This is a genomic window from Thermococcus sp. 101 C5 (assembly GCF_009372125.1).
In the GTDB taxonomy this organism is placed as follows: domain Archaea; phylum Methanobacteriota_B; class Thermococci; order Thermococcales; family Thermococcaceae; genus Thermococcus_A; species Thermococcus_A bergensis.
Genome location: NZ_WHIZ01000003.1, coordinates 1 through 26,587, shown reverse-complemented (window position 1 = coordinate 26,587; position 26,587 = coordinate 1). Strand labels below are relative to the sequence as shown.

General features: G+C 45.4%; 24 protein-coding genes and 2 pseudogenes. 12 read left to right on the top strand and 14 right to left on the bottom strand.

All coding sequences use genetic code 11. The features are described from left to right. Nucleotides 1–63: 63 nt before the first annotated feature. The 3 genes from GBV73_RS00770 to GBV73_RS00760 are packed head-to-tail and all read right to left on the bottom strand — an operon-like array spanning nt 64 to nt 7,998. Nucleotides 64–486, bottom strand: a complete 423-nt coding sequence (locus tag GBV73_RS00770; protein WP_152878732.1) for a translation initiation factor IF-2 subunit beta — start codon at nt 484–486, stop codon at nt 64–66. Nucleotides 487–532: 46 nt separating this feature from the next. Further along, a complete protein-coding gene (locus GBV73_RS00765; protein ID WP_152878731.1) occupies nt 533–7,504 on the bottom strand; it encodes an LAGLIDADG family homing endonuclease in 6,972 nt (2,323 codons plus the stop codon). After that, a complete protein-coding gene (locus GBV73_RS00760) occupies nt 7,504–7,998 on the bottom strand; it encodes a Gins 23 protein (protein ID WP_042699964.1) in 495 nt (164 codons plus the stop codon). The genes GBV73_RS00765 and GBV73_RS00760 overlap by 1 nt, the downstream gene beginning before the upstream one ends. Before the next feature lie 114 nt (nt 7,999–8,112). On the opposite strand from GBV73_RS00760, the gene GBV73_RS00755 reads away from it, so the two are divergent. The 5 genes from GBV73_RS00755 (at nt 8,113) to GBV73_RS00735 (ending at nt 11,538) form a co-directional block, all read left to right on the top strand. After that, the gene (locus GBV73_RS00755) at nt 8,113–8,625 is read left to right on the top strand and encodes a metallophosphoesterase (RefSeq protein WP_152878730.1); all 513 of its coding nucleotides are present in this window, start codon (nt 8,113–8,115) and stop codon (nt 8,623–8,625) included. A 36-nt stretch (nt 8,626–8,661) separates the two neighbouring features. Beyond that, nucleotides 8,662–9,801 carry a hypothetical protein gene (locus GBV73_RS00750; protein ID WP_152878729.1) on the top strand — a complete coding sequence of 380 codons (1,140 nt, stop codon included), beginning with the start codon at nt 8,662–8,664 and terminating at the stop codon, nt 9,799–9,801. Next, nucleotides 9,788–10,840, top strand: a complete 1,053-nt coding sequence (rtcA, locus tag GBV73_RS00745) for an RNA 3'-terminal phosphate cyclase (protein ID WP_152878759.1) — start codon at nt 9,788–9,790, stop codon at nt 10,838–10,840. Before GBV73_RS00750 ends, rtcA begins: the two co-directional genes overlap by 14 nt. Before the next feature lie 136 nt (nt 10,841–10,976). Next, nucleotides 10,977–11,111 (top strand): UPF0175 family protein, encoded by a 135-nt coding sequence (locus GBV73_RS11505; protein WP_305791174.1) that lies wholly within the window; start codon nt 10,977–10,979, stop codon nt 11,109–11,111. Then, on the top strand, nt 11,047–11,538 hold the full coding sequence (locus tag GBV73_RS00735; RefSeq protein ID WP_152878728.1) for a DUF3368 domain-containing protein: 492 nt from the start codon (nt 11,047–11,049) through the stop codon (nt 11,536–11,538). Before GBV73_RS11505 ends, GBV73_RS00735 begins: the two co-directional genes overlap by 65 nt. On the opposite strand, the gene GBV73_RS00730 is transcribed toward GBV73_RS00735, so the two are convergent. Both GBV73_RS00730 and GBV73_RS11075 read right to left on the bottom strand, forming a co-directional pair. After that, nucleotides 11,535–11,882: a hypothetical protein gene (locus GBV73_RS00730; protein ID WP_152878727.1), complete on the bottom strand. Its 348-nt coding sequence runs from the start codon at nt 11,880–11,882 to the stop codon at nt 11,535–11,537. The two genes, GBV73_RS00735 and GBV73_RS00730, sit on opposite strands and share 4 nt — an antisense overlap. Before the next feature lie 109 nt (nt 11,883–11,991). Then, on the bottom strand, nt 11,992–12,132 hold the full coding sequence (locus GBV73_RS11075) for a hypothetical protein (RefSeq protein ID WP_172967177.1): 141 nt from the start codon (nt 12,130–12,132) through the stop codon (nt 11,992–11,994). Nucleotides 12,133–12,190: 58 nt separating this feature from the next. Here GBV73_RS11075 and GBV73_RS00725 point away from each other — a divergent pair, with 58 nt between their 5' ends. After that, a complete protein-coding gene (locus tag GBV73_RS00725) occupies nt 12,191–12,592 on the top strand; it encodes a HEPN domain-containing protein (protein ID WP_152878726.1) in 402 nt (133 codons plus the stop codon). Continuing rightward, on the top strand, nt 12,573–12,866 hold the full coding sequence (locus tag GBV73_RS00720) for a nucleotidyltransferase domain-containing protein (protein WP_152878725.1): 294 nt from the start codon (nt 12,573–12,575) through the stop codon (nt 12,864–12,866). Before GBV73_RS00725 ends, GBV73_RS00720 begins: the two co-directional genes overlap by 20 nt. Nucleotides 12,867–12,872: 6 nt before the next feature. Here the strand turns inward: GBV73_RS00720 and GBV73_RS00715 are convergent, their stop codons facing one another. The 8 genes and pseudogenes from GBV73_RS00715 to shyB form a co-directional block, all read right to left on the bottom strand. After that, nucleotides 12,873–13,718 carry a TatD family hydrolase gene (locus GBV73_RS00715; RefSeq protein ID WP_152878758.1) on the bottom strand — a complete coding sequence of 282 codons (846 nt, stop codon included), beginning with the start codon at nt 13,716–13,718 and terminating at the stop codon, nt 12,873–12,875. Nucleotides 13,719–13,760: 42 nt separating this feature from the next. After that, on the bottom strand, nt 13,761–14,069 hold the full coding sequence (gene pbp11 / locus GBV73_RS00710; RefSeq protein ID WP_152878757.1) for a tRNA-binding protein Pbp11: 309 nt from the start codon (nt 14,067–14,069) through the stop codon (nt 13,761–13,763). A 2-nt stretch (nt 14,070–14,071) separates the two neighbouring features. Beyond that, nucleotides 14,072–14,743: pseudogene (locus GBV73_RS00705) on the bottom strand (DUF257 family protein). Further along, entirely contained in the window at nt 14,734–15,414 is a 681-nt protein-coding gene (locus tag GBV73_RS00700; RefSeq protein ID WP_371716956.1) for a DUF257 family protein, read from the bottom strand. Before GBV73_RS00700 ends, GBV73_RS00705 begins: the two are co-directional and overlap by 10 nt. A 66-nt stretch (nt 15,415–15,480) precedes the next feature. Then, on the bottom strand, nt 15,481–16,728 hold the full coding sequence (gene shyA, locus GBV73_RS00695; protein ID WP_371716957.1) for an NAD(P)-dependent hydrogenase/sulfhydrogenase 2 subunit alpha: 1,248 nt from the start codon (nt 16,726–16,728) through the stop codon (nt 15,481–15,483). Continuing rightward, nucleotides 16,725–17,465, bottom strand: a complete 741-nt coding sequence (gene shyD, locus GBV73_RS00690; RefSeq protein WP_152878722.1) for an NAD(P)-dependent hydrogenase/sulfhydrogenase 2 subunit delta — start codon at nt 17,463–17,465, stop codon at nt 16,725–16,727. The genes shyA and shyD overlap by 4 nt, the downstream gene beginning before the upstream one ends. Further along, nucleotides 17,462–18,327: pseudogene (gene shyC / locus GBV73_RS00685) on the bottom strand (NAD(P)-dependent hydrogenase/sulfhydrogenase 2 subunit gamma). Before shyC ends, shyD begins: the two are co-directional and overlap by 4 nt. Beyond that, on the bottom strand, nt 18,324–19,328 hold the full coding sequence (gene shyB / locus GBV73_RS00680) for an NAD(P)-dependent hydrogenase/sulfhydrogenase 2 subunit beta (protein ID WP_152878721.1): 1,005 nt from the start codon (nt 19,326–19,328) through the stop codon (nt 18,324–18,326). The pseudogene shyC and the gene shyB overlap by 4 nt, the downstream one beginning before the upstream one ends. A 162-nt stretch (nt 19,329–19,490) precedes the next feature. Between shyB and nuoE the strand changes: the two genes are divergently transcribed. The 4 genes from nuoE to GBV73_RS00660 are packed head-to-tail and all read left to right on the top strand — an operon-like array spanning nt 19,491 to nt 25,192. After that, entirely contained in the window at nt 19,491–19,955 is a 465-nt protein-coding gene (gene nuoE / locus GBV73_RS00675; protein WP_042701025.1) for an NADH-quinone oxidoreductase subunit NuoE, read from the top strand. Then, nucleotides 19,948–21,756 (top strand): NADH-quinone oxidoreductase subunit NuoF, encoded by a 1,809-nt coding sequence (gene nuoF / locus GBV73_RS00670; RefSeq protein WP_152878720.1) that lies wholly within the window; start codon nt 19,948–19,950, stop codon nt 21,754–21,756. Before nuoE ends, nuoF begins: the two co-directional genes overlap by 8 nt. Nucleotide 21,757: 1 nt before the next feature. Further along, nucleotides 21,758–24,625, top strand: coding sequence for an NAD(P)-binding protein (locus GBV73_RS00665; RefSeq protein ID WP_152878719.1), 2,868 nt, complete (start codon nt 21,758–21,760; stop codon nt 24,623–24,625). Nucleotides 24,626–24,649: 24 nt separating this feature from the next. Beyond that, nucleotides 24,650–25,192 (top strand): nitroreductase family protein, encoded by a 543-nt coding sequence (locus GBV73_RS00660; protein WP_152878718.1) that lies wholly within the window; start codon nt 24,650–24,652, stop codon nt 25,190–25,192. A gap of 10 nt (nt 25,193–25,202) precedes the next feature. On the opposite strand, the gene GBV73_RS00655 is transcribed toward GBV73_RS00660, so the two are convergent. After that, the gene (locus tag GBV73_RS00655) at nt 25,203–26,108 is read right to left on the bottom strand and encodes an asparagine synthetase A (RefSeq protein WP_152878756.1); all 906 of its coding nucleotides are present in this window, start codon (nt 26,106–26,108) and stop codon (nt 25,203–25,205) included. A 255-nt stretch (nt 26,109–26,363) separates the two neighbouring features. Between GBV73_RS00655 and GBV73_RS11070 the strand changes: the two genes are divergently transcribed. Next, the gene (locus tag GBV73_RS11070; RefSeq protein WP_172967176.1) at nt 26,364–26,522 is read left to right on the top strand and encodes a hypothetical protein; all 159 of its coding nucleotides are present in this window, start codon (nt 26,364–26,366) and stop codon (nt 26,520–26,522) included. Nucleotides 26,523–26,587: the final 65 nt, after the last annotated feature.

Below are 26,587 nucleotides of genomic sequence, written 5' to 3'. Positions count from 1 at the left end.
ATTTTCATAGTCGTAAAATGTCTAAAAGAATACATGCACACAAATAAAAGAGTGAAAAAGAGCTCAGAGGTGCTCTATTGGTGTTTCGGCACCACAGGCTTCACACTTCAAGAAGTGGAAGCGATCTCTCTTGAGGATCTTCGTGTCTGGAGAGCCACATACGGGACAGATGACGTACTCTTTGAGGTATTTCTTCATTTTGTTCGCTATGAGGTATGGGGTAAAACGTCCCTGCAACACAACCCTTCTTCCTTCCAAGACACCTGCTGTGGCAACTTCCCTCAGGATAAACTTGAGCAGGTGGTTCGGATCCCTGTTCATTGCCTCAGCAATGTCTCTAAAGTTCTCGATTATTGTCTTGTTACCTTCAATTGTCACGATTGCAGCGGGAACCTCAAATCTCGATGTATGGTGCTTAACGTTCTCGGGAAGTTCGTCATATGCTTTTTCCAAAAGCTTCTCATAATCATAATAATCGTACTCCATTTTTCTCACCTCGCTATAAGGTTCTATCTCTGCCTTATTAATCTTTTCACAAAACTTTGTAGTAGCCCGAGCGCGGTTCATATATCATTGAGTTCGCTTTGAGTTCTTCCAATATTTTCTCAACTTCACTCTTTCCTATTCCGTGTTTGCTGGCCTCTTTTATTATCTCTTCCCTAGGGGCCCCGTAGTCTTCCAAATCCTGAAGCTCTTTTATTATATTGAGAATCTTGTCCATCTTGTTGATTTTCTTTGAGGATTTTCCAATCTCCAAGATGCTGACATCAATGTTTCCTTCTTCGTCCATTGCCGTTTTCCTAAGTGTATACTCCATGAGCTCAATGGCAGCTCTGGCGTCTTCTTTTGTGACAATCTCACTGAGCCTCATTTTTGCATGAGCCTCGCTAAGCCTTATGAGGGCCTCAAGCTGTCTTGCAGTGATTGGAATCGGTTTAATCCCTTCTTCACTACCTCCTCTCCCTATTGTCCTTCTCATTTTAACGTAGTAGCGCTTGATTTCTTCCATTGCCTCTTTACTGAGCACCGGTTTGATATTCTTTCTTGCATAGGCTATGTACTTTTTAATAAGGTCGTGGGGTATCTTCGGAGTAATTGCCTCAGCTTCGCCCTTTCTGACCTTAAGTATGTGCTCGGCTATCTCGGAGTCAAGTTTTTCATCCGGCTCATCGAGAAGAACGAAGATAAGGTCAAATCTGCTTAGAAGTGTTGGAGGCAAGTCCACTTGCTCTGGAAGAGGCTTCATCCTGTTGAACCTTCCATATTTGGGATTGGCCGCGGCTATAACCGTGGTTCTTGCGTTCAGCGTCGCGGTGATTCCCGCCTTTGATATACTAACGGTCTGCTGCTCAAGGGCCTCGTGTATGGAGCTCCTATCCCTATCGCTCATCTTGTCTATTTCGTCAATGCAGTTGTGCACAATTATTCCTTCGGCTACAAAGTTATGATAAACAGGCACGTAAAGATCGTAAACATGCCCTTCATATGGTATCCTCCCTACCTCCACAATTTCGTCAAGGAAGTAGTCTCTTCTTGCTAGAATTTCAAGCTTAAATTTTATTTCCGGGCTGAGATAATCCGAAAGTCTCTCCAGAAGTTTATGGATTTGTTTCCTAGTTGGAACACGGATGCCTTTGGAGTACTCATAGATAATACTCCAAAGACCTTTTTTCAGGAGAATTGAAGCTGGTATTTCCTCTCTTATCCTCCTCGCAATTTCTTTGACAGGTTCTGAGGGCAATTTGTCGCTTTTGGACGATATAAGGCGTTTAACTTCAGGGATTTCTTTGACCTTTATGCTGTAAGATTTCACAGCTTCTAAAAGGTTTTTAACGTCCTCCCTAGAGGTTATTTGTATTCTATTAACGTTTTCTCGTTTGTCTCTTACAATTCTGGCATACACGTCAAATCTCCTTAGGAGCATGGCAAAGGCATTATCTTTCCTGATATCATTAGATAGGAGGAATTCCACGTGGACAACTTCTCCTTTATCACTCCGCTTTATTGATACACAACCGTCTGAGTCCAGAGCCCCTGCAACAAATGCTTTAAGTGCCTCATCATCTAGCCCAAAGAGGTTCGTTAGATTGTCTTTTGTGAGGTACTCGTAGATGTAGCCGAGAAGAGGAGAATTTACTGAGAAGATTATGCTTTCACTCGAGATTTTGTTCCCTGCCAAGATGCTCGACGTAGTTCTCCTGTACTCTCTGAGTTTTTTGGGATAAAATAATGCAAAACTCTCTCTTAACCTTTTGAGCTGTTTTTCATTGACAAGTGATTGGGTTATCCGCAGTGTTACCCTATCTCCAATTCTTTGAATCCACCCGTCTCCGTACAGAAATCCAAAGAAATAGGCCATTTCTGGAGTTATATATGCGACCTTAAGCTTTTCTCTTCTTGAATATGGCCCATAAGCCAGGGGACGCTTCTTCCATTTTTCGTAAATGCCGAAATCTTTGAGTATTTTCCTGAACTTGCCAACCTTTATAGCTCCTCTCCCAGATAGGAAGTCTTTTGAAATACCGTAGTGCCTGTTGAATTCTGCAATAGACTTGAATCTTCTAAGAACTTCTTTTCTTAGCTCTTCTTTTTCTTCCTTGGTTAATTTAACCCGCCAGTTTTCAGGAAGTATGTCAAGGATGTGGATTTTCTCCTTCACCTCTGGGAGTTTGAGAGGAGCAACGACCGTATCACCCGGTTTAAACTCTCCCGCTTCTTTCCATTCTAATGTTTTACCATCAATGAGCCAGTGGTCAGGGGTAAGAAGGAGTTCATTACCCGAGCGGAATTTTAGCTTAACGAGTTCTCCTTTCCATTGTTTCTTCCGGATGATTGTTGCCAAAGAGTTACCAGTTTTCATTCTTTCAAGGTCTAATGAGACAACTTCGAAAGTATCTTCCTGAATATCCACTATCTCCCCGTTAGATTTGGCTTTGTAGGACTTTGCCTCATTAAATAACTCTTTTATTGGAAGGTATTTGCCGTTCACAAGCACTCTCGAATCTGGGTGAAGACATGCTATGCCCATATCGGCTAAAACAAGAACTCCAGCCTCCAAAACCCAGGAACCTGTTAATTCATCCCTCACTGCAGCAGCGGTATTATGGACTACGAATCCGTTAGCAATAAAGCTGTGGGAACCTTCAACGGTGATATCATAGACGTATTCGTAAAGACTTTTTATTCTCTTGCTCTCAGTGACTCTCTCAAAGAGCAACTCCGAGTTAACAAGCTTTCTGAGGAACTCTATTTTCTCGCGTATCTCCATTTCCTTTGCAGTCACGTCGCTTAAAATCCAGACAAGCTCTCTGTACGCTTTTTCATCTCTCTCTGCAAGGGCTCTTGCAACTTTTACAAGGAGTGCGTAGTCTATTTTTCTACTTCTATTCCTCTTGAACAGCTCGTAAAACTCTTCTCTCTTAAGCCCGATTTCTTTTGGTTCTATAACTTCACCAATTCTAACCCTGAGCCCATTGGGCAGTTCGACAGGGACTCTTTCGATATCAGCTTTCTCAAGGTTCCTAAGAACCCTTTTGAGGAGTCTTCTTGATATTGGACGTCCATGCTCAATGGCGGAGCCAAAGTTTGTGCCGTAGGTTTCTTCAATGCCCATTCCATAGAAGGTTCTTATCTTCCGGAGCAAGCCTCCGATACCAGGAACAACGTCGATGTTAGTGTCCCTTTTTGAGGCTCTTAGCTTTCTAACCAGTTCTTCAAGGCGGGCTTTCTTCTCGGGATGTTCAAACCCAATTTCCCTCGCAAAGTGAATGATGTTTTCACCATATATCTTGAGCTCCCATCTATCGTGTTTAGAAATAACTCTTTTTCCGTTTATCTCACTAACATATCCTTTTCTGTTTCTCTTCCTTAAGTGGGAGACTATACCAAAGCGAAGAAGTGCCAGCTGAATCTTTTTAGCAAGCTTTTCACTTGTAGTATCGAATTCTATGTATGACGACCCTTTATTTCTTAGAACGACCGTTCCGTCACAATCAAAAATTCCCCTGAGATAGGCAGCTAAGACTTCTTTTGGTGCTGCAAAGAGTTCTGGGGGAATATCTACCTTTTCAGACTTTGGTGAAAGTGGAACGCCCAGCTTTTTGAGAAGATGAGCAACTACCTTTGAATGAAAGCGCACTGCTGGAACTCTGTCCTCTTGCGCATTTTCCTTAGCTTCTATTCCAAAAAGATACTCAGCTAATTCCTTGAATTTTCTTCTCATTTCGCTGCTCCTGTTAGAGAATCTCACAGAAACTCCCCATCCTGCTCGGGATACATCTCCATCTCCCGCAATTAGTCCAACAAAATAAGCAAACTTCTCATCAAGGAGCTTGGGTATTCTGATTCTTTTTCCATCTTGAAGAGCAACTTCTCTTGGATGAATTGATGAAAGCGGCACTTCTGCAAGCTCAACGAGCTTCTTCAGGTGTTTCATGGTAATATTGCCTCTTGCTCCCTCATTCACCCAGTTATGATATAGCATGTTCTCATTTACTCCAAGAATCTTTGCAAGTTCTCTCTTTGTTATGCCTTTTTCTCTTCTTATCTTCTCAATTAACCTTTTTACATCTTTTTTGATCCCATATAAAACGAGCTCATCAAGATCTTGGAGCATTTCGATAACATAAAGCGGTTTCTCTTCAACTTCGATCTTTCTAAGTGTTACTACATAATCCCCTTGCTGAATATCCTCAGATTTCTTCCACTTGAAGCTGCCATCTTTGAATACCATCAATTGGGTCTCGGGAGTTGTTATAACTTCTTTTCCTGTGTTTGTTTTTAACATGATAAGCTCTCTCGGAGATTTTAGTTTCCACACCTTGCTCATTGGCGATTTTTTGATTTTTCCTTCGCTGAACGAGAAGCTCTCTCCGAGATACGGAGCGTAATAAATACCCTCGGAGTATTGAATTGCCCCTACGTCTTTAATCCAGTCTTCAGTGAGCTTTCCAATCTCCCATGTGCCGTTTTCTGTTATTATGAGGGAGTCTGGGGCAACACACAGACCAGCGGCGCTTGAGCTCTTCCCACTGGTATAGATAGCCCTCGGCGCTAAATTCGCCACATAACGGAGTATCTGGCTATTATGAACAAAGATATCGTTAGCTATGAAGTTATGATGCTCGGGAACCTGAAGGTCATATACCCACGGGTGCTCTGGCTTGTACTCTTCTATCTCCTCGACTTTGTCCCAGAATATGTCGGAACTGGCAAGGAGCTTGAGAAGTTTAACCTCATGTGAGTTGGGTAGATGTGTTTCGAGGGTTCTGGCTATAACCCCAAGCTTTTCTCTGCTGGGTAACCTATCCCCCCGCTCGTAATGCAAATATGTGGAACGATTTACCCCCATTTCCTTTTGAGTGAGCCCAGTGCTCTTTCTAAGTTCTTTAAGAAGAGTGCTAACGCCAGGAACGACATCAACATTCGTGTTTGATTTGATATTCTGAGTCACTTTCTTAAGAACTTCCATCTTTCTCTGAAGCCCAAATCCAATAACATCCTTGAACTTTATTGCATCCTCTCCGGTAATGAAAAGCCGATAGTACGTCTTTTTCTCACCCATCTTTCCGTTTGTTGCTTTATTTTTGACCTTGTGAAGTTGAGACTTGATTCCAAACCGCAGCAGCAGGTGCTGGATGCCCCTGACAAGTTCTTTTGATGCTGAGACAATCGTTATTTTTGGCCGTCCTTTATCAACAGTTCCTTCAGCATCGAAATATCCTCTGAGGAAGGCTTTTATGTCCTCATCCCGAGCACTAAACAGTTGGGGTGGGATCCTCTTTTCTGCAGAGTTACTGGAGATTTTAAGCCATTCAAGGAGGCTATAAAGCTCAACACTGGAGACATAGACTTCGTGAGCTGTCTTTCCATTGTGAGGACCCCTTACTTTTGGATTCAGCCCAATCCTGCTAAAATACTCCCTGACTTGCTCTATAAGCTCTTCGTCACTGTTGGTGAAGTAAAGAGTAGCACTGCCACCTCTCTTTTGGACGTGTCCCTCTCCCGTAATTAGCCCAATGATATACCAGAACTGCTCATCTGCGAACTCTGGAAGGGTAAGCCTGCTCTTTGCAGTCTTTGGTTTCTGAATAGGTGCCATGTTGAGATTTACTGGTTTCCCTTTTGCAGGAATGATCCTCGGAACTGCTATGAAATCTCCCACTTTCAGCTCTTCCGCTTTTCTGATCTTGAAACTTCCCTCATCGAAGATAAAGAAAGGATGTGTGGGCGTTACCTTTATCTCCCTTCCGCTCGCGGTCTTTATCCTGAACATTCTCTCTGGAGCAGTTCTCTTCCAGGCAATATTTGCCTTAACTCTCCTAACTTTTAGTGTTGAAGCATCAAGGGCATAGATTTCAAGGTCTATGGGTGCATAATAGCCATCGTCAACAACTCCGAGAGTTCCACTTTCCTTGGCTTTCTCTATGGCTTCATCAACAAGTTCTCCTATTGGTCTGATGCTTCCGTCTGCCAGCACGACTTTCGTATCGTAGTCAACACACTTGGCCACTCCAGGATCTCCCACGAGCAAAATATGGCTCTCTCCTCTTAGCCTTGTTCCATCAGGAAGTTGCTTCGTGTTTCCTCCAAACAGCGCGAGAGCAATTCCGAGTTTCTCCTTTTTCATCCCATAAATAGCAGGGGCAATCGAGTCGACTATTACATCAACGATATCTTTCCTTTTTGCAAGCTCCTTAATCTTCTGCTCATCCTCCGGAGTTATTTCGAGCTCTTCTATTTCCTTGCTTAACTGCTCCACATAGTTTGCCTCTATTATCTTCCGGAATATTGGTCTCTTATCCCTTTGCTCTAAAACAACCCTCAAAATTCCGGTTATAACCACTCTATCTCCTGGAAGGGCAATATCCACAAGGTCGTCAAGCAAAATTACGTCAACAAAACGGGGCATTTGTCCACCTTTAAGGCTTTCAGGCTTATCCTGGAGTCTGAAGCTCTGGAAATTGAGAAAAGTACTCTTATCAACGTCAAGCTCAATGTTTCTGCTTCCACAGGCTTCACATTTGTTGGGCTTTATCAGCGTGGCATAGGGTTTTTGAAGTCTCACCATCTCCTGTCCACAGTCTTTGCAGACATAGACTGCTCTTGAAACAAAGGGCTTCACTTCAGTCATCCTCGTTATTATTCCCTCCACCTGGATGAATTTGTTTATGTGCTCACTCCCAAGCTCTTTCACGAGATAGCTCTTTGGCAAACCATAGAAACGGGCGTGAATTGGAAAAGGCTCCTTTCTGAAGAAATCCTCCTGAAGGACTATCTGAAGGGCATCTTCAGCTGCGAGGATGACTTCTTCGGGGTTGTCTATAAGCTCGCCAGCAAGTTCGGGGTCAAAAGCGTTCAAATGCTCCCAGTTTATCGCAATATGCCTTTTCGGAATGACGGTCAGCACGTCCCTTATTTCATCCAAATAAACCTTGTTCCCACTATCATCAGTGTACTCTCTAAGAAACTTCACAAACCTCTCTATCATCTCCTGCCTGTCCATCACTTCTCACCCAGCCACTCATTTCTAATCTGCGATATTTGGAGGTATATTCTCCTCTCTTCCAATGAGAGCCTGCTCAAGATTTCCAAGCTTCCCGGTCTGAACATTATTGCGTTGATTATCTTGTTAAAGCGAAGCCTTTTGAGGTACTCATATTTTCTCTTTAAATTGGAGAGCTTGGTCATTTTAGCACTCAAAACTTCGATATCCCCATCCGTCTTAGTTTTTACATAGTTCTCAAGGTAGTAAATGTAAAATTCAGCCCTCTCATACAGTCCTTCAGGAATTGATGTTATTGGCTCGCTGTTTTTTTCTTCATTTATAACCTTCTCAAGTTCGCGAATGATTTTCTCACTCTCATCTATAATCTCCACTACACCGCTCTCCCACAGTTCTTTAGCTTTCCAGTCTTCAACTAATGGAGTATCCCCGGGTTTCCAGCTTCCAAATGATTTTAACACCTTAACCGGGATCAATGCCCTGCCAACCAGCATCATCCTTCACCCTCTCACCATACAAATTGTTGATTACATGAAGTTCTTAAGCTTTAGCCCACCGAAGATAAAGATATAAACTCCTCATCCTTGACTATACAGAGGTGTGGACAAATGCTGATAGGGATAATGAGCGATACTCATGACAATCTTCCGGCTATAGCAAAAGCCGTTGAGCTGTTTAACAAAGAAAACGTTGACCTCGTGCTCCATGCAGGTGATTACGTGGCACCTTTTGTCAAAAAGGAGCTTTCAAAGCTAAATGCGCACTTTAAGGGAGTCTTCGGCAACAACGATGGAGAAAGAGAAGGCCTCAAAAAGGCAATTGGAGTAGAAGAGGAGATATTAGAACTGGAGATAGACGGACTTAAAATAGTTCTTTTGCATGGTACAAATGAGAAGGTGGTTGAAGCATTTATACGGAGCCAGCTTTATGACGTAGTGATAAGGGGACACACTCACAAGTATGAGATAAGGGAAACCGGAAGGAGCATAGTTCTAAATCCCGGTGAAGTTTGCGGGTACGTCAGCGGAGTGAAGAGCGTTGCATTTCTGGACACGAGAAAGAGAGAGGTAAAGATAGTAAACCTTGACACCGGAGAGCCGCTAGGATTTATGAGCCTTTGAAAAAGGATATAAAAACAAATATCAAAGTAAAGAATCATGGAGACTGACCTGCTTACACCTAAGGAGAGATACTCCGGAGTAGTCTTTATTGGGGTTAGAAAGAACGAGGTAGTGGAATTTATAAAAGTCTACGCGGAAAACGAAGAGCTCGCCAGGGACATCCTGGAGAGGTTTCTATACGAAAAGGGGATCCATCCGGCTGATTTCATTGTGGTGGATAAGGGGTATGAGAATGTTGAAGGGAAAGAGATAATAAGCACGCGAACTGAAAGCGAGCTTTCTTCTTTTCTTGGCCGTCTTGGGTTAAGGCTTCTCTCAAATGGGATCCTCTACCTTCAGGGAAAGAAGGAGATCTATCAGATAACCTCCCTCAGCAAAGATCTTCTAATGGAGATAAAATCCAAAGAAGAATTAAAAGAAGAACCGGTTAGACTTGGACTCAAAAGCCTAAACCTCCCGCCGAGATTTATCGAAAAGCTCAAAGCTCTGGAGCTTATGGAAGACACGCTGGTGATAAACCATGCAGAACTCCCCCTTTCAGAGGTTTTGAAAGAAGCTATCAAGGGAGCCGTTAAAATCCCAGAAGTCCTTGAACTTGGCTCGCTAAAACTTCGGCTTTTTGATAGCGAGCTCCATGAAGTGATAAAGAGAGGAAAAGAGATCCTAATAAAACCTCCGGTAGTGGTTTGGGACAGCTATGTGGATTCTTTGGAAGATTTTGAAGCGGGTGAAATTGGAGATAGGATTTACAGAGCCCCTCTGTTCTTAAAAGCCCACAAGGGATTTCTAATACTCCGAGAGCCTCCCGAGGAACTTGTTGAAAAACTCATAAGGATTAAGGAAAAAGGGAGCGCAAAGATTAAGGGCTTCAAAGTTCCCGTGGAGTTCACGCTGATAGTGGAAAGCAAAAATGAAAAGTATGACCTGCCTGTGAAGATAAGGCTGCTATATTTAAGCCAAGAAGAATTCAAGAAACTCCTAGAGGAAAAGATTGGAGTAAAAGTGTCGGGTGAAGTGGTGGAGAAAATACCCAAAGAGAAAAGAACTTTCAGAACCGCTTCAACTCTATCAAAGCTCTTCAAGAGGCTCAAAGAGAAAAAACCCAACGCAAGGTCAGAAGAACTTTTAAATGAAGCGCTTGTACTGTTTCTTGGTGAGGAGAATGAAGGTCATTAACGGAAGTTATGGAGAGGGTGGGGGACAAATATTAAGGACTGCACTTGCCCTTTCAGTCATCACAGGAGAGGCTGTTAAGATAATAAACATCCGTGCTAAGAGACCAAAACCCGGACTAAGACCCCAGCACCTATACGGCGTTTTAGCTCTCAAGGAGCTTTCAAATGGAGAAGTAAAGGGAGCGAGAGAAGGTTCAACTGAACTGGAGTTTTACCCCAAAGAGACAAAAACAAAACACATTAGGGTACCAATAAAAACTGCCGGCAGCATAACCCTTGTTCTCCAAGCCCTTCTGCCAGCGATGGTCTTTGCAGATAGCGAGGTCACTTTTGAGATAACCGGGGGAACTGACGTCCCCTGGAGCCCTCCAGTTGATTATCTCAAGCACGTAACCCTCTACGCCCTCGAAAAGCTCGGCGTTAGGGTGGAGATAGAAATAAAGCGGAGGGGGCACTATCCAAGAGGCGGAGGATTAGTCGTTGGTAAAGCCTATCCTTGGGAAGAAAAGAAGTCGTTGGTTGCTACAGAGTTTAAAAGACTTCACAGCTTTGAAGGAATAAGCCACGCTGTAAGGTTGCCTTCTCACGTCGCTATAAGACAGGCAAAAGCCGCAAGAGAAGTCCTTGAGAGGGTTTATCCTTCTGTGCCGGTGAAGATTAAGGAAGAGTACTATGAAGCTGGGAAAGACCCCCACCTGGGGCCGGGAAGTGGAATCGTCGTATGGGCGAACACAGACATTCTTCGCCTAGGAGGAGATGCCCTTGGGGAGAGAGGCAAGCCAGCAGAGGTCGTGGGAAGAGAGGCCGCAAATGAGCTTATAGAGCAACTAAAGACAGGACATGCAGTAGATAAGTTCCTTGGTGACCAGCTCATACCGTTCCTAGCTTTCGCGGGAGGGGAGATATGGGTGAGCGAAGTCACAAGGCACTTAATAACTAACGTCTGGGTCGTGGAGCAGTTTTTCGGAAAGGTCTTTGAGGTAGAGGGAGAACTCGGAAAGCCCGGGAAAGTGAAAGTTGTGAGAAAGGTTAGGGTCTAGCTAAGGTTTTAAATATTTTCCACTACAACCATCAACCGGGGGAAAATGGAAATAGTAATTCCAGAAGATATAATCGCCGCAATGAAGCTTCCGAGGAAAGAAGTAGAGGAAACTGAAAATTGATCTTGCGGTTATTTTGTATCAGCGAGGAGTTCTCTCCCTCGGAAAAGCTGCCAAGCTTGCGGGAGTAACCAAGAGAGAGTTCCTTGAGGAACTGGCCAAGAGGAGATTCAACTCCTCTGACCCATCTTGCCAAGATTGGCAGACTTGAACTTCTTCGAGAGTTCTTTGGGGAAATAATTATCCCCGAAGCCGTTTATCGAGAGTGCGTCCTTGAAGGTGGCGAGAGCGAAGATGCAAGGGCAATTAAAAACGCCGGATGGATCAAGGTGGAGAAGATATCCGACGAGAGGTTAAAACGTACTCTCATGCTTGAACTGGATGAAGGTGAGAGCGAGGCGATAGTTCTAGCACTTGAAAAGAACGCCGAGCTTATTTTGATCGACGACTATGATGGTCGAGAAGTAGCGAGGGCTCTGGGACTTAGAGTTGTGGGAACTATCGGCATTCTCCTCAGAGCGAAGTTTCGTGGGGAGATAGAGAGCCTTAAGGACGAGCTCGAAAAGCTGAAAGCCACGGGCTTCTGGCTGAGCGAGGAGCTTTATGAAAGAATTTTGAGAGAGGCGGGAGAGGTTTAGATTTTGATTGATATCTCTGCCTTGTCGCCCTTCTTGAACTGGATGGCGAAGAGAGCCTTCTCGATGGAGCGCTTGCGGAGGTAATGAAGGATCATCAAGATAAAACTCCCAAATGAGGCCAGCGAAAGAACTCCAGTTATCATCCATAAATACGACCAGTTCTTAACAGCCAAGACTCCCGTGGTTATTGCTAAAGCTAAAAGCCCCAAGTAAAAACCAGAGCCAAGCCAAGCGAGAAGGGCTGCCATAAACGCATCGCTTTGATATTTTAAAGCCTTCTTGTATCCCGATTCCAAAATCTCAATATCCTTCATCTGCGGATAATCCTCTCTGTAAGCTTCCACGAATTCCTGTGCATCTATCTGGAGATAGTGAAATGCAGCTGAAAATAAAAATTGACTTAAGTATGAACACTAACGGAGTTCCCAATGTGAGAATACCCCCCTAAAAGACTCAACAGAAAGCTTCATAACTCCCCTCAGAGAAGGTAACCCAAGTGATGGCAACGCCTAGGATGACAACAATAACCATGGGCAGCAAGTAATCCTCAATATAATCTTGGAATTTTCTTTCTACCTCTTCCACCCTGCCCATTTCTCTTCTCCCGAAGGGTTAATATATTGGCTAGCCATAATTTTCCTTGGGGAGCATCATGTGGGAAGAGATAGAGCGCCACTTAAGACTTGCAGAAGAGGAGCTTTCCTCAGCGCATATACTTCTGAAAAACAACAAGCTTAGAGATGCAATAAGTAGAGCATACTATTCAATGTTCCATGCCGCTAAAGCATTACTCTTAACAAAAGATATAAAGCCAAGAAAACACTCTGGAGTTGTCAAGATGTTTGGGCTGTATTTTGTGACGGAAGGATTTATTGAAGAGTTATATGCTAAAGCACTTAACAAGGCCTTTGTTCTGAGATCTCGGGCAGATTATGATATTTATTACCAGCCAACACATGAAGAAGCTGAAGAACTTGTTGAAAGTGCTGAAGCATTCTTGGACAGGGTTAAAAAGGCTCTGGAGATGATCAAAAATGAAGAAAAAAGCCCTTGAAGTATTCTTAAAAAGAATAAAAGAAAAATTTGGAGATGAAGTACAGGAGATTATTGTATTTGGCTCCTATGCAAGAGGAGAGAGTGAAGAAGAAAGCGATATAGACGTGATGATTGTTGGTAACGTTCCACTTGAAGATGTCATAGATATTTCTACCGAAGTACTTCTTGAGTATGGGGAGCTCATAAGCCCGATTATTATTTCTCCAGAGGAATTCAGAAGGAGAAATGATTCGTTCATACAAACTATTAAAGAAGAAGGGATAAGAGTTTAATTGCCCTTACTCATCTATCTCCACATCATAAACCTTTTCTGGATTTTCGACGTGGATTCTGTAGGCGGTTTCCTCATCCATTAGGCCCTGCTGGATAAATGCTTTCGTCCTCTTGGGCACGGTTTTTGGGCCCAAAACTGCTCCCGGCCGCCTTTTGTCGTCTATGTAGTCGGTCTCCATCAAGAATCTGCTTCCCTGCATTAGGGCTTCCATAATGGATTTTTTGCTCGCCAGAATTGAAGGAAAAACCCCCACCTCCTCGGCGACCTTGACCAACGGCGGGGAGTAGTGCTTAACAACTTTGTATGGCTTTATTCCCACTTCTTTAATGATCGCTCCGAGCTCCCTGAACTTCTCTTCGTTGAAACTCTCCGTGTGGAGCTGAACTGCACAGTCTGCCTCTTTGGCCAACTCCATCCCATATTTCATTAGCTCAATGCTTGCTTCCCATATCTCTTTGCTTACTTCGTAATGAGGTCTTCCAATTTCACCTATCGCTATGGCCTTTCCCTCAAGGCAGAGCTTTTGCGCATATTCCAACGCCTTCATGACCTCGTTCTTAGCGTATTCCACACCTTTCTTCTCCGCAAGGTAGGCAAACTCCGCCGGGTGAACCCCAACCACAGCAAATGCCTTAACAGGAGTTTCTTTGTTAATCCGCTCCACAAGGCTTATGTGAAAGTCCATTGCTTTCATAAAGTCCTCAGCTTTAACTCCTTCAAACCCATAGTCGTGGGCGCTCTTATAAACGACGTTTAGATGCGTCCCTCCAGCCTTGTGGAATTCTTTAACCGCCTCTAAGAACAGCCCTTTAAAGGGGTCAACGTGAAAGTGGTTGTCAAATATTATCATATCCACCACCAAAAAAGCATGAGTGAAGGGGTTTAAAAGCTCTTAGGACTGGTAAACCTCAAGTATATCCTCAACTTTTGCATTGACCCTTCCCTCTAAACTAAGGGCCACTTCATCATATGCGAGTGCAAAATCGACCCTTTGATTGTCTTTCTGTATTTCCCTTATGAGCGCAGCGCCATTTCCCTTTATTTTATAGCCCGGGTAGATAACTCCTTCAACGACCTCTCCAACCAGAATTTCCCTGCCAAAGATTTCAAAGACCTTTTCCACCTTAAACTTAGCCACGGGCCGTTTTGAGACTATCTCAATTGCATCATCTTTCTTTTTGAAAATGTCAAAGAGCCCCATGTTCACCACTGGAGTACTCTCTCAAGGGAGGCCTCATATTCCTTACCCAAAAGCTCTATAAACGAAGTCTTACCAAAGAGAACCTTTCCCTTTCCGTATTCCCCTTTGAGGTACACCAGAGTAGTCGCTATCTCTTCCAGCTCTGGGATTGGGTTGAACTCGAGATTTGAAGCAACTTTTTTGTCTATTATATAAAATGCCTTTCTGCTCTTGTTACCTAAGAATCCCTAAATGGAGCTTATCACGGTGTAGAACTCATTAGAGTTCTGGAAGAAAGCGAAAAGCCTTTCAAGCCCAAGAACTATGTTGATGTACTTCCCCTCAGAAAAAACTTTGTTTGCTATGTCCTCATATCTGTTCAAATATATTACCGGCTCTGGTTCCAGGGGAATTCTTCCCACAACGTTTCCAACGTTCATCTTTCCTCCAGTTTTGATTACAAAGACGTCTGAAAAGTCCTCATTAATGCCAAGGAGCTTGAGCTGCATTTTTACAAGGAAAAGCATGTCCAAGCTGTCATCAATCATAATTTTCATTCCTTTCTCTCGTGCATACTTAACTAAAACATAAGTGGCAATAACCGAGCCGTAAGAAGTATCATCCTCGATCAGAACCAAATCACCAAAGGGTGTCCTATCTATTAATCTAAAAAGCCTCTCTTTCGTTATTTCCATCCTAACTCCCCTCCAGAGATTTCGACTTTCTTTCCAAATAAGTCCAAACTTGGGGATTTCTTGAAGGTAAAGATACCGCTTGTAGGTCTTGGAGTGGCTTCAATCACCGTAGTTGCTATTCTTTCAAGTTCGGGTAGAGGGTTAAATGGAATTGACGATGCAATATCTTTATTGACCAGATAGAAGGCCTTTCTTCTATCATCTCCAAGGAAAGACTGAATCGTAAGAATAAAGGTATAAAATTCCGATACTGATGACACGAAAGAAAACAGTCTTTCCAGGCCAAGGACAATGTTTATGGAGTTTTCAACCTGTGAAAAGACTGCTCTCCCTTCCTCTTCATAATTTCTTATGTATATAACCGGCTCGCTGACAAACTCTATTCTCTTAACAACATTTCCAACCTTCCTTTTTCCACCGGTTTTAACAACAAGAACATCTCTAAAGTCCTCATTAATACCAAGAAATTCAAGATGCTTTTGGATAACGTGAAGGGAATCAAAGTTATCATCAATTATAACCGGCAAACCCCTCGATTTCCCGTAGTACAGAAGCCCAAGGGTCATGAACTCGGGTATGAAAGACCTGCGGTACTCAACGAGTGCAATCTCACCAAACTTTATTTTGTCAATGAGTCTAAAAACTTCTTCCAGAGATTCCAAAACTCTCACCTCTATAATTAAGTCAATGCTCTTTGCATATATAACACTTTTGCACTACAAAAATAAAAAGAAGAGTCACAGTCTAACAACGTGCACAGAGCAGGAAATGCATGGGTCAAATGCCCTTACAGTCTCTTCCAGCTTCTGAAGGAAAGTCACTTCATCTGAGCTTCCATATCTCTTTTTAGCCTCTTCGTAAAGGCTGAGCTCCATCATGGCATGGTTAAACGCGGTTGGAGTTATTATGTTGGAATACGCTATGTTGCCCTTTTCATCAATCCTGTAGTGGTGCAGCAAAACGCCTCTGGGTGCTTCCACGTATCCGATTCCCTCTCCTTCCCGAGGCTCTACTGGGACGTTTTCACCTTTAATTCCTCTGTCGAGGAGATTTTGAGCTATTTCCTTTGTTCTCTCAAGGGCATATACAAGTTCAATGGCTTGAGCCAGATTGTTTAAGCTTGCGTATCCCTGAGAGAGCTTTTCTTTGTATTCTTCATAAAGGTGCTTTGCCATCGGGGTGAGGGCTTCGTGCTTCAGCATTACCCTGGGAAGGGCCCCCACCATGAATACTTCTCCCTTGTACCTGCTCTGCTTTGCAAAGCTGTAGGGCAGGGTTTTTTCTTCTATGTGTTCAAAGTAGTCAAAGCCCCCTTCATCGTCCGCGATAAGTTTATCCCCATAGAGGTAGCCGTTAACTGCAACGTAATGCTCTGCTTTTGCTCCCAAATACTCCTGATCCGCAAATATGCCCACTGCCCTCCTTGCAAGCTTTAATAATGCCTCACTTTGTCTTTCCATTCTTTCAAGCTCTTCTATTGTTGGATATCTCCCAAATCCACCGGGCTTGACGTTTATGCCGTGTATCTCCCTTCCACCAATAACTTCCCGGATGTAGTTGCCAAACGCCTTGATTGTAAGGCCTTCTTTTACTACCTCTCCATGTCTGCTAGCCATTCTTATTGCGTCAGCATAGCCAAATAAGTCTGGGGCCACTAAGAGGTACAGGTGTAAAGCATGGCTTTCGATGAGTTCTCCTAGAAGGCCGAGTTCTCTTAGGAGCATTATCTCCTCTGGAACTTCAACTCCCAGAGCCCGCTCTATTCCAAGAACTGAAGCGACTGAATGTGAGAGATAGCAGATTGCACATATCCTTGCCTCCAAGTCGGGCACATCCCAGTAGTGTCTTCCAAGGGTGAGGAGTTCGAAGAACCTTGGCCCTTCAAATATTTTTACTCTTACGTCCTTCACTTCCCCGTTCTCGATGATTACCTCTGCCCCTCCGTTTCCTTCAACTCTTGTAAATGCCTCAATTTCAATGCTCACCATCTCAGCTCACCCCTTGCAAAAGTCTTGAACTTTCTCCTGATGTACTCCTCGTCATAGCCAAGTTCCTTGAGAATCTCGAACTCACTTGCAGGGTTTGCTTCCTTCGGTAGAGGTCCCCTGCACCCAATACAGCCAAGGTGGGATTTTATACATGCAGCGTTGCATCCGCCGAGCGTTATCGGACCCAAACAGGGAATGCCTCTCTTAACGAGGACGCACTCGTATTCATTGAGCTTGCACTCCACACAGACCGGGTAGTCCTTTGTAGGTGGCTCAACACCTTTTGCCAAATTCATGAGCACCTGATAAAGTTCATCCTTATCATAAGGGCAACCCGGCAAGGCGTAATCAACAGCGACGTGCTGAACAATTGGAGCTGAGTCCAACGCTTTCATTGGGTTTGCTCTCGTTCCATAAACCCTCTCAAGCTTGTCCCTTATTTTTCCCTCAACACTCGCCTGCACGTCTCCATGGGTGGCACACGTCCCAAGGGCAATGAGATAATTGGAGTGGTTTCTCGCATAGTGGAGCAAATTAAGGTCTCTCTGAGTTGATACGCTCCCGGTAACTATAGCCACGTCAAGGGTATCATGCTCTCTAAAGCTCGAAGCCATGTGGAACTCCTTTATCTCGTAGAATTCGAGGAGATCAAAGAGCCTTTCGTAGAGGAAGAGGATATTGAGGGCACATCCCCCACAATCGGTCAGCTCAAAAACACCAAGCTTAAGCATCATATCAGCCCCCTTGTAGATAGAGCGTCCCAATAAGTGAAGACAGGGCCGTCTTTACACACGTATTTAATGGACGTGCTCGTTCCCACGATGCAGTGTCCACATTTTCCAACCCCACAGCGCATTCTCCTTTCGAGGGTCATGTAAATCCTTCCCGGGGGAGCTTCCTATCCAAGAGCTCCTTGATAACGTATTTGTACATCACCGGTGGGCCGCAGATTAGCGCATAGGTGTTTTCGACGTCAAAGGTTTCTCCCCTGAAGAGATCTGTGACAACTCCCTTGCACACTCTCGGCGAATAACCTTTCTCTAGGTATATACATGAAGGGCTTTCCACTTCGTAGGCAAGCTTCACATGACAGTTCATGTCCTCCCCATGTTTGAGGAGGTGTATCACCTCATCCCTGAAAAGAATGTCCTCATAGGCCTTTGTACCGTAGAAGAGGTAGATTTTCTCGTATTTCCCTGTATCCAGAGCATACCACAGCACTGAGCGGAGGGGAGCCATCCCTAATCCTCCAGCCACCAGAATTAAAGTCGAACCTTCCATCTTTTCCATTGGAAAGCCATTGCCATAAGGTCCCCTAATTCCAATCACATCGCCTTCCTTTAGAGTGTGCATGTATTTTGTCATTCTCCCGGCCCTTCTAACACAGAGCTGGAAGTAACCTTCCCTCGTGGGAGTTGAGCACAGGCTTATCGGAAACTCTCCAAAGCCTCTTATGTCAACTATAACAAACTGACCGGGCTTGTATTTGAAGCTTCTGTTGATTTCGGGATCGACAAAGCGGAGTGTGAAAAGCTTTTCCCTTGAGGTGAGCTCCTTAACTTCCAAAATCCTCGCATCATGTGTTTGAAAGGTCATTGTAACCCCTCCCTTACCTCATCAAGAACCTTAACATGCTCTATCCTAGCCGGACAGAACTCATCACATCTTCCGCATCCAACGCAGTTGAAGCCTGCTGAGGGGTCAAAGTAGCTCTTGCAGTAATAGCGGTGCCTGAAGCGATCCAAACGGGTTGGTCTAAAGTTATGCCCTCCAGCAACTAAGCCGTGGCTCTCCATGAAGCAAGAATCGTATCTCCTCACTCTCGCTGCCTCATAGGCGTTCATCCAGAGGTCACATACTTCGTAGCATCTGCATGTTGGACAGACCATGTTGCAGTTGCCGCATCCAAGACATATCTTCTCGTACTTTTTCCACACCGGGCTGTTGTAGGCCAAATCAAGGATATCTTCAAGGCCTTTCTTGTTAAGATGCTTCTTGAAGGAATTTGCTCTCTTCTCTTCAAATTCTCTGAAGTTCTTTACGTCCTCCTCAGTAAGCTCTTCAAAGAGCTCTTCGTTTTCCCACGCTATCTCGTGACCCCTAACACTGCCAACTCTCACCAACCAGCCGTCAGGGAGTTCGTGGAGAAACAAATCAAAGCCGTGCATTGCAAAGTCCGTGCCCAGGCTTTTGCAGAAGCAGTACTCATCGGGCATACAGCTAATGCCGATTATTATTGAATTTTCTCTCCTCTTTTTGTAATATGGATCCACAGGCTCTGCAAGATAGACCTTATCAAGTATCTCCAATCCGTGTATATCACATGAATGAACCCCAAATAGAACTATTGGTTCGGCTCCATCGCTCTCCTCCCATTTACCCCCCCTAAGTCGCAGCATCTCATCCTTAGGCCTCACAAAGAACTTCTTCGGAGGAAGCATTGTACGGGTATAATCAAAGGCTATCTCTGGAGGGTTCTCTACATGTTGAAAGGAGTATATGTTGCCCTTCTTAGTTGGAGCATACAATTTGCCCCATTTCCTTAGGGAATTGAAGAATTCCTCAAAATTTTCCTTTGGCAACTTTACATATCGCAAGATAATCACCCGAATCCGTTATTCATTGTTTATATTTGTAAAGAATTGATTTAAGGGTTTTTTAAACAAAAGGTGACCAACCAAATGTTACAAACATATACTTCAGTGCACGTTTATAAACGTTGACGTAGATAAATAGTATAGTAATGGCAGGTGGTGATCATGAATTCAAAGTTTGAGTACATTTATAGTTATGAGCCGAATCCCAGTTCTTTGATTCCATTGTTGCAGAAAACTCAGGAAATTTTTGGTTATCTCCCAAGAGAGGCCCTAGAGGAGATTTCAAAATATTTAAAGGTGCCCCTGAGCAGAGTTTATGGCGTCGCCACATTCTACGCCCAGTTCCGTTTTGAGCCCCTTGGAAAGTATGTCGTCAAAATCTGCCATGGAACAGCTTGCCACGTTAACGGAGCTGTCAACATTTCTCAGGCAATTACAGAAGAAGTTGGAGTTGAAGAGGGCCAGACAACCGAAGATGGGCTTATAACTCTTGAAAGGGTCGCCTGCCTTGGCTGCTGCAGTCTTGCACCGGTCATCATGATCAACGAGAAGGTGTTCGGCAAGCTGACGCCGGAGAAGGTGAGGAAGCTGATTAGAGACCTCAGGGAGGGGAAGCTCGATGTCTGAGATAAAGGCGATAGCTGTGGGAATGAACTCGTGCGGCATAGCGGCCGGTGCCAAGGAGACGTACGAGGCAATAAAACGCGAGCTGGAAGAGAGAGGGTTGAGTGTTAAGCTCAAGATAGTCGGCTGTGTGGGGATGTGCTACCGCGAGCCCCTCGTGGACATAATCACCGAGGACGAAATAATCACCTACGGTCACGTCGACCCGAAGAAGGTCCCCAAGATCATCGAGGAGCACGTTATCAAAGGTAAGCCCATCGAGGAGTGGGTAGTGAAGAGGGACTGGTGGGAGGACGGGGAGAGAAGGACGTGGGACGTTGACGGCTACTTCGCCAAGCAGAAGAAGATAGTGCTTGAGAACTCGGGCTACATAGATCCAGAAAACATAGACGAGTACATTCAAGCTGGCGGTTATGAGGCCCTGAAGAAGGCCCTCCAGATGAAGCCCGAGGAGATAATAGACGTCATCATCAAGTCTGGCCTCCGCGGAAGGGGCGGCGCCGGCTTTCCGACGGGCCTGAAGTGGAAGTTCACGCGCGAGGCGAAGGGAGACGAGAAGTACGTCATCTGCAACGCCGATGAGGGTGATCCGGGAGCCTTCATGGACAGGAACGTGCTTGAGGGAGACCCCCACCGGGTCATAGAGGGGATGATAATCGGTGCCTACGCCATTGGGGCTACCAAAGGCTTCATATACGTCCGTGCCGAGTACCCGCTCGCCATAAAGCGCCTCAAAATAGCACTCCAGCAGGCGCGTGAGAGGGGTTTCCTCGGGGAGAACATCCTCGGTTCTGGCTTCTCCTTTGACATCGAGATCAAGGAAGGTGCCGGAGCCTTCGTCTGTGGTGAGGAGACTGCTTTGATTGCTTCCATCGAGGGCAAGCGCGGGATGCCGAGGCCGAGGCCGCCATATCCAGCCCAAAAGGGCCTCTGGGGCAAGCCTACCAACATAAACAACGTCGAGACCTGGGCGAACGTCCCGTGGATAATAAAGCACGGCTGGGAAGCCTACGCTTCCCTCGGAACCGAGAAGAGCAAGGGTACCAAGGTCTTCGCCCTCTCGGGCAAGATAAAGCACGGCGGCAACGTGGAGGTGCCCATGGGCATCACCCTGAGGGAGATACTCTACGAGATCGGAGGCGGCACGAAGACCGGCAAGAGGATTAAGGCCGTCCAGCTCGGCGGCCCCTCCGGCGGCTGCATCCCGGAGGAGCTCTTCGACACGCCGGTTGACTACGAGAGCGTCAACGCCACCGGGGCCATAATGGGGAGCGGCGGAATGGTGGTTATGGACGAGGACACCTGTATGGTCGACGTCGCCAAGTTCTTTTTGGACTTCACCGTGAAAGAGTCCTGCGGCAAGTGCACCTTCTGCCGGCTGGGGACGAAGAGGATGTGGGAGGTTCTGGATAAGATAACCAACGGTCAGGGGACAATGGATGACCTAAAGGAGCTCGAGGAGCTTGCCACAAAAGTGAAAGCCGGCTCCCTATGTGGTCTCGGACAAACTGCACCGAATCCTATTCTTACAACGCTTCGCTACTTTATGGATGAATACATCGCCCACGTGAAAGACAAGAGGTGCCCGGCCAAGGTGTGTAAACCCCTCATAAAGTATGTCATAATACCCGACAAGTGCACAGGATGTACAGCGTGTGCAATTTCCTGCCCTGTCAAAGCAATAAGCGGAGAGAAGCTTAAGCCGCACGTAATAGACCAAGAAGCTTGCATAAAATGCGGAACGTGCTATACTGTGTGCAGGTTTGACGCCATAGAGATAGTTGATGCCTACGAGGGTGATTGACATGGTCAAGGTCATCGTAAATGGTAAGGAAGTTGACGTCCCCGAAAACAAGGTGCTCCTCCAAAGCCTGAGGGAAAAAGGAGAACACATCCCAGGAATGTGCTACGATTTTGAGCTCGAGCCCTATGGATCATGCCGCCTTTGCTTAGTCGAAACTCCCAGGGGGATTGCAACTTCATGTACACTCAGGCCAGTCGAAGGTCTGGCAATAGAAACGTTAAACGAAAAGATAATTTCAATGAGAAGAACCGCCCTTGAGCTAATGCTTTCCGACCATTACGGAGATTGTATAGGCCCATGCCAAGATGGGTGCCCGGCGCACAGTGATGTTCAGGGATATCTTGCACTAATTGCGATGGGCAAATACCATGAGGCAGTCAAACTCATGAAGGAGAAGTACATCCTCCCAGCGGTTCTTGGAAGGGTTTGTCCGGCTTTCTGTGAAAGCAAGTGCAGAAGGAACCTCGTAGAGGAGCCCCTCGCGATAAGACAGCTCAAGAGGTTTGCGGCTGATTACGATCTCGAACACGGACCATGGATGCCTGAGATACCTCCGTCTACAGGCAAAAGGGTAGCAGTTGTTGGTGGTGGCCCAGCGGGACTTGCATGCGCCTATTACTTGAGAACTATGGGTCATGATGTGACCATAATCGAGGCCATGCCAGAGCTTGGTGGAATGATGCGCTACGGTATTCCATCTTACAGGCTCCCGCGCGACGTCCTTGACAAGGATATAGCGACGGTCATTAACACGGGTATTGAGGTCAAGACCAACACCATGCTTGGAAGGGATATAACGCTTGAAGAGCTCAGGAAAGAATACGATGCCGTTTTCCTAGCCATTGGAGCATGGAAAGGTAAGAAAATGGGCATAGAGGGAGAAGAGCTTGAAGGTGTCATGCAGGGCATCGAGTTCCTCAGAAAGGTCAACATGGGCGAAGAAGTAAAGCTCGGCGAACGGGTTATCGTTGTCGGCGGTGGAAACACTGCTATAGATGTCGCAAGAACGGCTTTAAGGCTTGGCGCAAAGGTTACTGTTGTTTACAGGCGTTCAAGGGAAGAAATGCCTGCAAACCCAAGGGAAGTTGAGGAAGCAGAAGAGGAGGGAGTTGAGTTCATATTCCTTGCCAACCCTGTTAAAATCCATGGCAACGGCAAGGTAGAAAAGGTTGAGCTAATTAGAATGAAGCTGGGCGAGCCAGATGAAAGCGGAAGAAGACGTCCAGTACCAATAGAGGGCTCAAACTTCTTCTTGGAAGCTGACAACGTCATCCTTGCCATCGGCCAGTACTGCGATGATTCCTTCTTGAAGGCGCTCGGCATAGAGGCCAAGCGTGGAAAAGCCGCGGTAGATGAGATAACATTACAGACAAGCCTTGAAGGGGTTTTCGCGGGAGGAGACCTTGTCTTAGGACCTTCAACTGTCATAGAGAGTATAGCAACTGGAAGAAAAGCCGCGTTGATGATTGACCTCTACCTCAAAGGCAAGCTCAACAAGGCAAGGGAAGCGCTCCTTGAGCCTTCAAAGCACATAGAGGAAATAGTGGAGGATGACGACCTATACAGAGTTCTTTTCGACCTGAGACCATACAACCACTGGAAAGACGTCACCGAAAAGGACTATGAGCATGTGGAGAAGAAGCCAAGGGTTAAAGCAAAATTAAAGCCTGCTGAGGAAAGAATTAAAGGATTCGTTGAAGTCGAGGAGACCTTAACAGAGGAGGAAGTGCTTAAGGAAGCAGAGAGATGTATGAGCTGTGGATGTATGGAGGTCTTCAGGTGCAAGCTTAGAGAGTATGCCACGCTTTACGAGGCAAAGCAGGACAGGTTTAAGGGCGAGACAAACCGCTTTGAAATCGATGAGACACATCCAAACGTTGTCCTCGACAACAACAAGTGTGTTCTGTGCGGCAGGTGCGTCAACTTAACCCACGAGATAGCTGGAGAAGGAGTTGTGGACTACCTCTTCAGGGGATTCACAACAAGAATTTCGCCTCCTCTTGGAGAGACACTTGGAGATATGGACGGGGTTTTCATAGGGGACATGATTGACGTCTGTCCAACCGGAGCTATAAGCGAAAAACTGCCGTTCATAAAACCCGGCCCGTGGAAAACCAAGCCAGTAAAAACTGTCTGCAACGGGTGTAACTTTGCATGTGAAATGAACATCGAGGTTTACGAGGATATGCTCGTTAGGGCTTCTTCAGTGGCAGGATGGAACAACGGACACCTCTGTGACATCTGCCGCTTTAAGAGGCCGTGGGCTGAGGATTTAACATTCCCGCTTCTCAACGGCGAAAAAGTGGAATGGGAGAAAGTCAGAGAATTCATAGGGAGCCACAAGGACATTGCCCTTATATTGACTCCCGAGCTGACGAATGAGGAGATTGAGTACTTCAAGAAAGTTGCAGAGGAGAGAGGGTTCAAACTTGGAGCCTTCGTAGAGGAAGGGATTTCCACAGCAACCCCAGAGGACATAAAGAAAGCCAAGAAAGTTCTTTTAAGAGCGGACATCGAAAAGTATCCCTATCTGAAGGTGCTGCTGAAAGGCAAAGAGTTCGTGGAGGAAGACTACGAAGTTGCTGTACTTGAAGCACCTGCTGAACCATTGGAAGTACCTACCCTCATACTCCACGAAGGTGTCAATGAAGTAGGCTTGCTGAAGCTTGGAGTTAAAGGATTACCCGAGGCAGAGGCCTATGTGGTTATAGGAAAGCCCAGAAAGGAGCTAAAAGGTGATGTCTTAGCCCTTCCTTCAGGCTTGTGGGCAGAAAAAGAAGGAACCATCATAAACGCTTTCAACATGGAGCTCAAGGTTAGCAAAGCACGTGAACCCGAATACAGCGCAAAGGATATATTCTCCCTCTAATTTTTTCTTTTTGAGGTGGAGCGTATGGAGTTTTTTGAGGTATTTAAGAGGAGGAGAAGCATAAGGCGCTTTCAGGACAAGAAAGTTCCGGAAGAATACGTGAAGAAAATCCTTGAGGCCGCTTTCTATTCGCCGAGTTCAAGAAACAGAAGGCCATGGCATTTTATAGTTGTTGATGATGGAGACCTTATCAAAAAACTGGCTCAGACTAGGCCAGCTTTGAGGTTCTTGGAGACAGCGCCGCTTGCAATAGTTGTATGTGGAGATGAGAACATAAGCTCCGCATGGGTGTTTGATGCATCTATAGCAGCAGAGCATATACAGCTGGCGGCAACAGCCCTTGGATTAGGGGCATGCTGGGGACATGTGCTCGACAGAATGCACAGCGAAGAGAAAAGCGCAGAGGAGTATATAAGAGAGCTACTGGGAATTCCAAGGCATATAAGGATTCTATGCGTCATTGGCATAGGGTATCCAGCTGAAGAGAAGCCATCCCACAGTGAAAAAGAGATAATGCCAGACAGAGTGCATTACAACAGGTTTGGAAACTTATGGAAAATAGAATAAAGGGACAAAGCTAGATAACAGCAGGGATTCCCGGAATCCTTGGGAAGGGCTGTACCTCAGCGATGTGCTTTGCTCCAACCATATACCTAACAAGCCTCTCCACGCCGATGCCGGCTCCGGCAGAGGGCTTGAGCTTCCCAGCCTTTGCAACCTCGAGGTAAGGCCTAAAAGCTTCCAAGCTCAGGCCGCTTTCCTTAAGTTTTCTGACTATTACTTCATACTGCCACTCCCTTTCTCCACCGCTTGAAACCTCACCATAACCTTCGGGCAATACCAGATCATAGTTCCTAAAGTGTCCCGGTCTTTCAGGGTCTTCCTTATCATAGAACTCCCTTGAGATGTCCGTTATCCAGAAAGGCTCGTCCATTGCTTTGCTTGCCTCTTCGTCGTCTCCAAACTCTTCCATTATTTCGCTCATGGTAAACCTCTTGAACGGCGCCTTAATCCTTGGCAGTCCTCTTTCCTCAAGTTCTCCCCATTTCCTTGCTTCCTTGAAAAGACCCACCATAAGCTCTTCAATCAACCCCATCACATCCTCCATGCTCGCATAGGCTATCTCAAAGTCTAGCTGGCTAAACTCATACGCATGCCTGCCGTCGTCTCTATCCCTCTCCTCAAGCCTGATGTTCGGTGAAAGGACGAATATCTTCTCCAGTCCCATAGCTATTGCAAACTGCTTATGCAGAATCATGCTGTGCATGAGCTTGAGTTTTGTTCCATAGGCTTCAATCTCTGGAGCCCTCATTTTACTGGCAGCTGGATCGGGCCACAATGGATCGGTTATGGAACTAAGCATAACTGGCAAGAGCCACTTAAAGCCCTTCTTCACAAAGAAGTCTGTCATATAGTCTATAACTTTCGTCTGTACTCTTATCACCTTTTCAATATCTCTGCTTACAAGTTGAACTGCGTTCATGAGCATCACCAGTATGAGGAATTCCCGAAGTCCTATATGTATTTTGTGCAAAAAACTTTGAAAAATTGGTAATTTTGTAAAAGAAAATAACGGTGTTTTTGAACAAATTATCAAAGTTGCACCCTGTTTTTTAACACTTAGTTAAAGGGAACACCCATTACTCACAAGGATAATAATGTGTTATAACAAAAAAGTTTATTAAATAGGTATTAAATAAAACATTTTTGAAAAAAAACTGTACGGTGGTGTATAGAAATGCCCGACGAACCATCCGACAAAGCAATAATTATGGCAGAAATTGTAGGTACATTTCTTTTGATATTGTTGGGTGATGGTGTTGTCGCCAACGTAGGACTTGCCCCTAGATTGGCGCCAAGTGCTTATAACTGGACAGCCATAGCAGGGCGTGTTTAGTTTCACCCCCTGTTATTTAAACAGTATTTGACTCTGAGGAGGATTTTCAGACCATAACACATTAC

Bases quoted from the DNA above. Each gene is read 5' to 3' on its own strand.
- GBV73_RS00770 (WP_152878732.1), bottom strand. From the start codon at position 486: ATGGAGTACGATTATTATGATTATGAGAAGCTTTTGGAAAAAGCATAT.
- GBV73_RS00765 (WP_152878731.1), bottom strand. From the start codon at position 7,504: ATGGACAGGCAGGAGATGATAGAGAGGTTTGTGAAGTTTCTTAGAGAG.
- GBV73_RS00760 (WP_042699964.1), bottom strand. From the start codon at position 7,998: ATGCTGGTTGGCAGGGCATTGATCCCGGTTAAGGTGTTAAAATCATTT.
- GBV73_RS00755 (WP_152878730.1), top strand. From the start codon at position 8,113: ATGCTGATAGGGATAATGAGCGATACTCATGACAATCTTCCGGCTATA.
- GBV73_RS00750 (WP_152878729.1), top strand. From the start codon at position 8,662: ATGGAGACTGACCTGCTTACACCTAAGGAGAGATACTCCGGAGTAGTC.
- rtcA (WP_152878759.1), top strand. From the start codon at position 9,788: ATGAAGGTCATTAACGGAAGTTATGGAGAGGGTGGGGGACAAATATTA.
- GBV73_RS11075 (WP_172967177.1), bottom strand. From the start codon at position 12,132: ATGGGCAGGGTGGAAGAGGTAGAAAGAAAATTCCAAGATTATATTGAG.
- GBV73_RS00725 (WP_152878726.1), top strand. From the start codon at position 12,191: ATGTGGGAAGAGATAGAGCGCCACTTAAGACTTGCAGAAGAGGAGCTT.
- GBV73_RS00720 (WP_152878725.1), top strand. From the start codon at position 12,573: ATGAAGAAAAAAGCCCTTGAAGTATTCTTAAAAAGAATAAAAGAAAAA.
- GBV73_RS00715 (WP_152878758.1), bottom strand. From the start codon at position 13,718: ATGATAATATTTGACAACCACTTTCACGTTGACCCCTTTAAAGGGCTG.
- pbp11 (WP_152878757.1), bottom strand. From the start codon at position 14,069: ATGGGGCTCTTTGACATTTTCAAAAAGAAAGATGATGCAATTGAGATA.
- shyD (WP_152878722.1), bottom strand. From the start codon at position 17,465: ATGATGCTTAAGCTTGGTGTTTTTGAGCTGACCGATTGTGGGGGATGT.
- nuoE (WP_042701025.1), top strand. From the start codon at position 19,491: ATGAATTCAAAGTTTGAGTACATTTATAGTTATGAGCCGAATCCCAGT.
- nuoF (WP_152878720.1), top strand. From the start codon at position 19,948: ATGTCTGAGATAAAGGCGATAGCTGTGGGAATGAACTCGTGCGGCATA.
- GBV73_RS00665 (WP_152878719.1), top strand. From the start codon at position 21,758: ATGGTCAAGGTCATCGTAAATGGTAAGGAAGTTGACGTCCCCGAAAAC.
- GBV73_RS00660 (WP_152878718.1), top strand. From the start codon at position 24,650: ATGGAGTTTTTTGAGGTATTTAAGAGGAGGAGAAGCATAAGGCGCTTT.
- GBV73_RS00655 (WP_152878756.1), bottom strand. From the start codon at position 26,108: ATGAACGCAGTTCAACTTGTAAGCAGAGATATTGAAAAGGTGATAAGA.
- GBV73_RS11070 (WP_172967176.1), top strand. From the start codon at position 26,364: ATGCCCGACGAACCATCCGACAAAGCAATAATTATGGCAGAAATTGTA.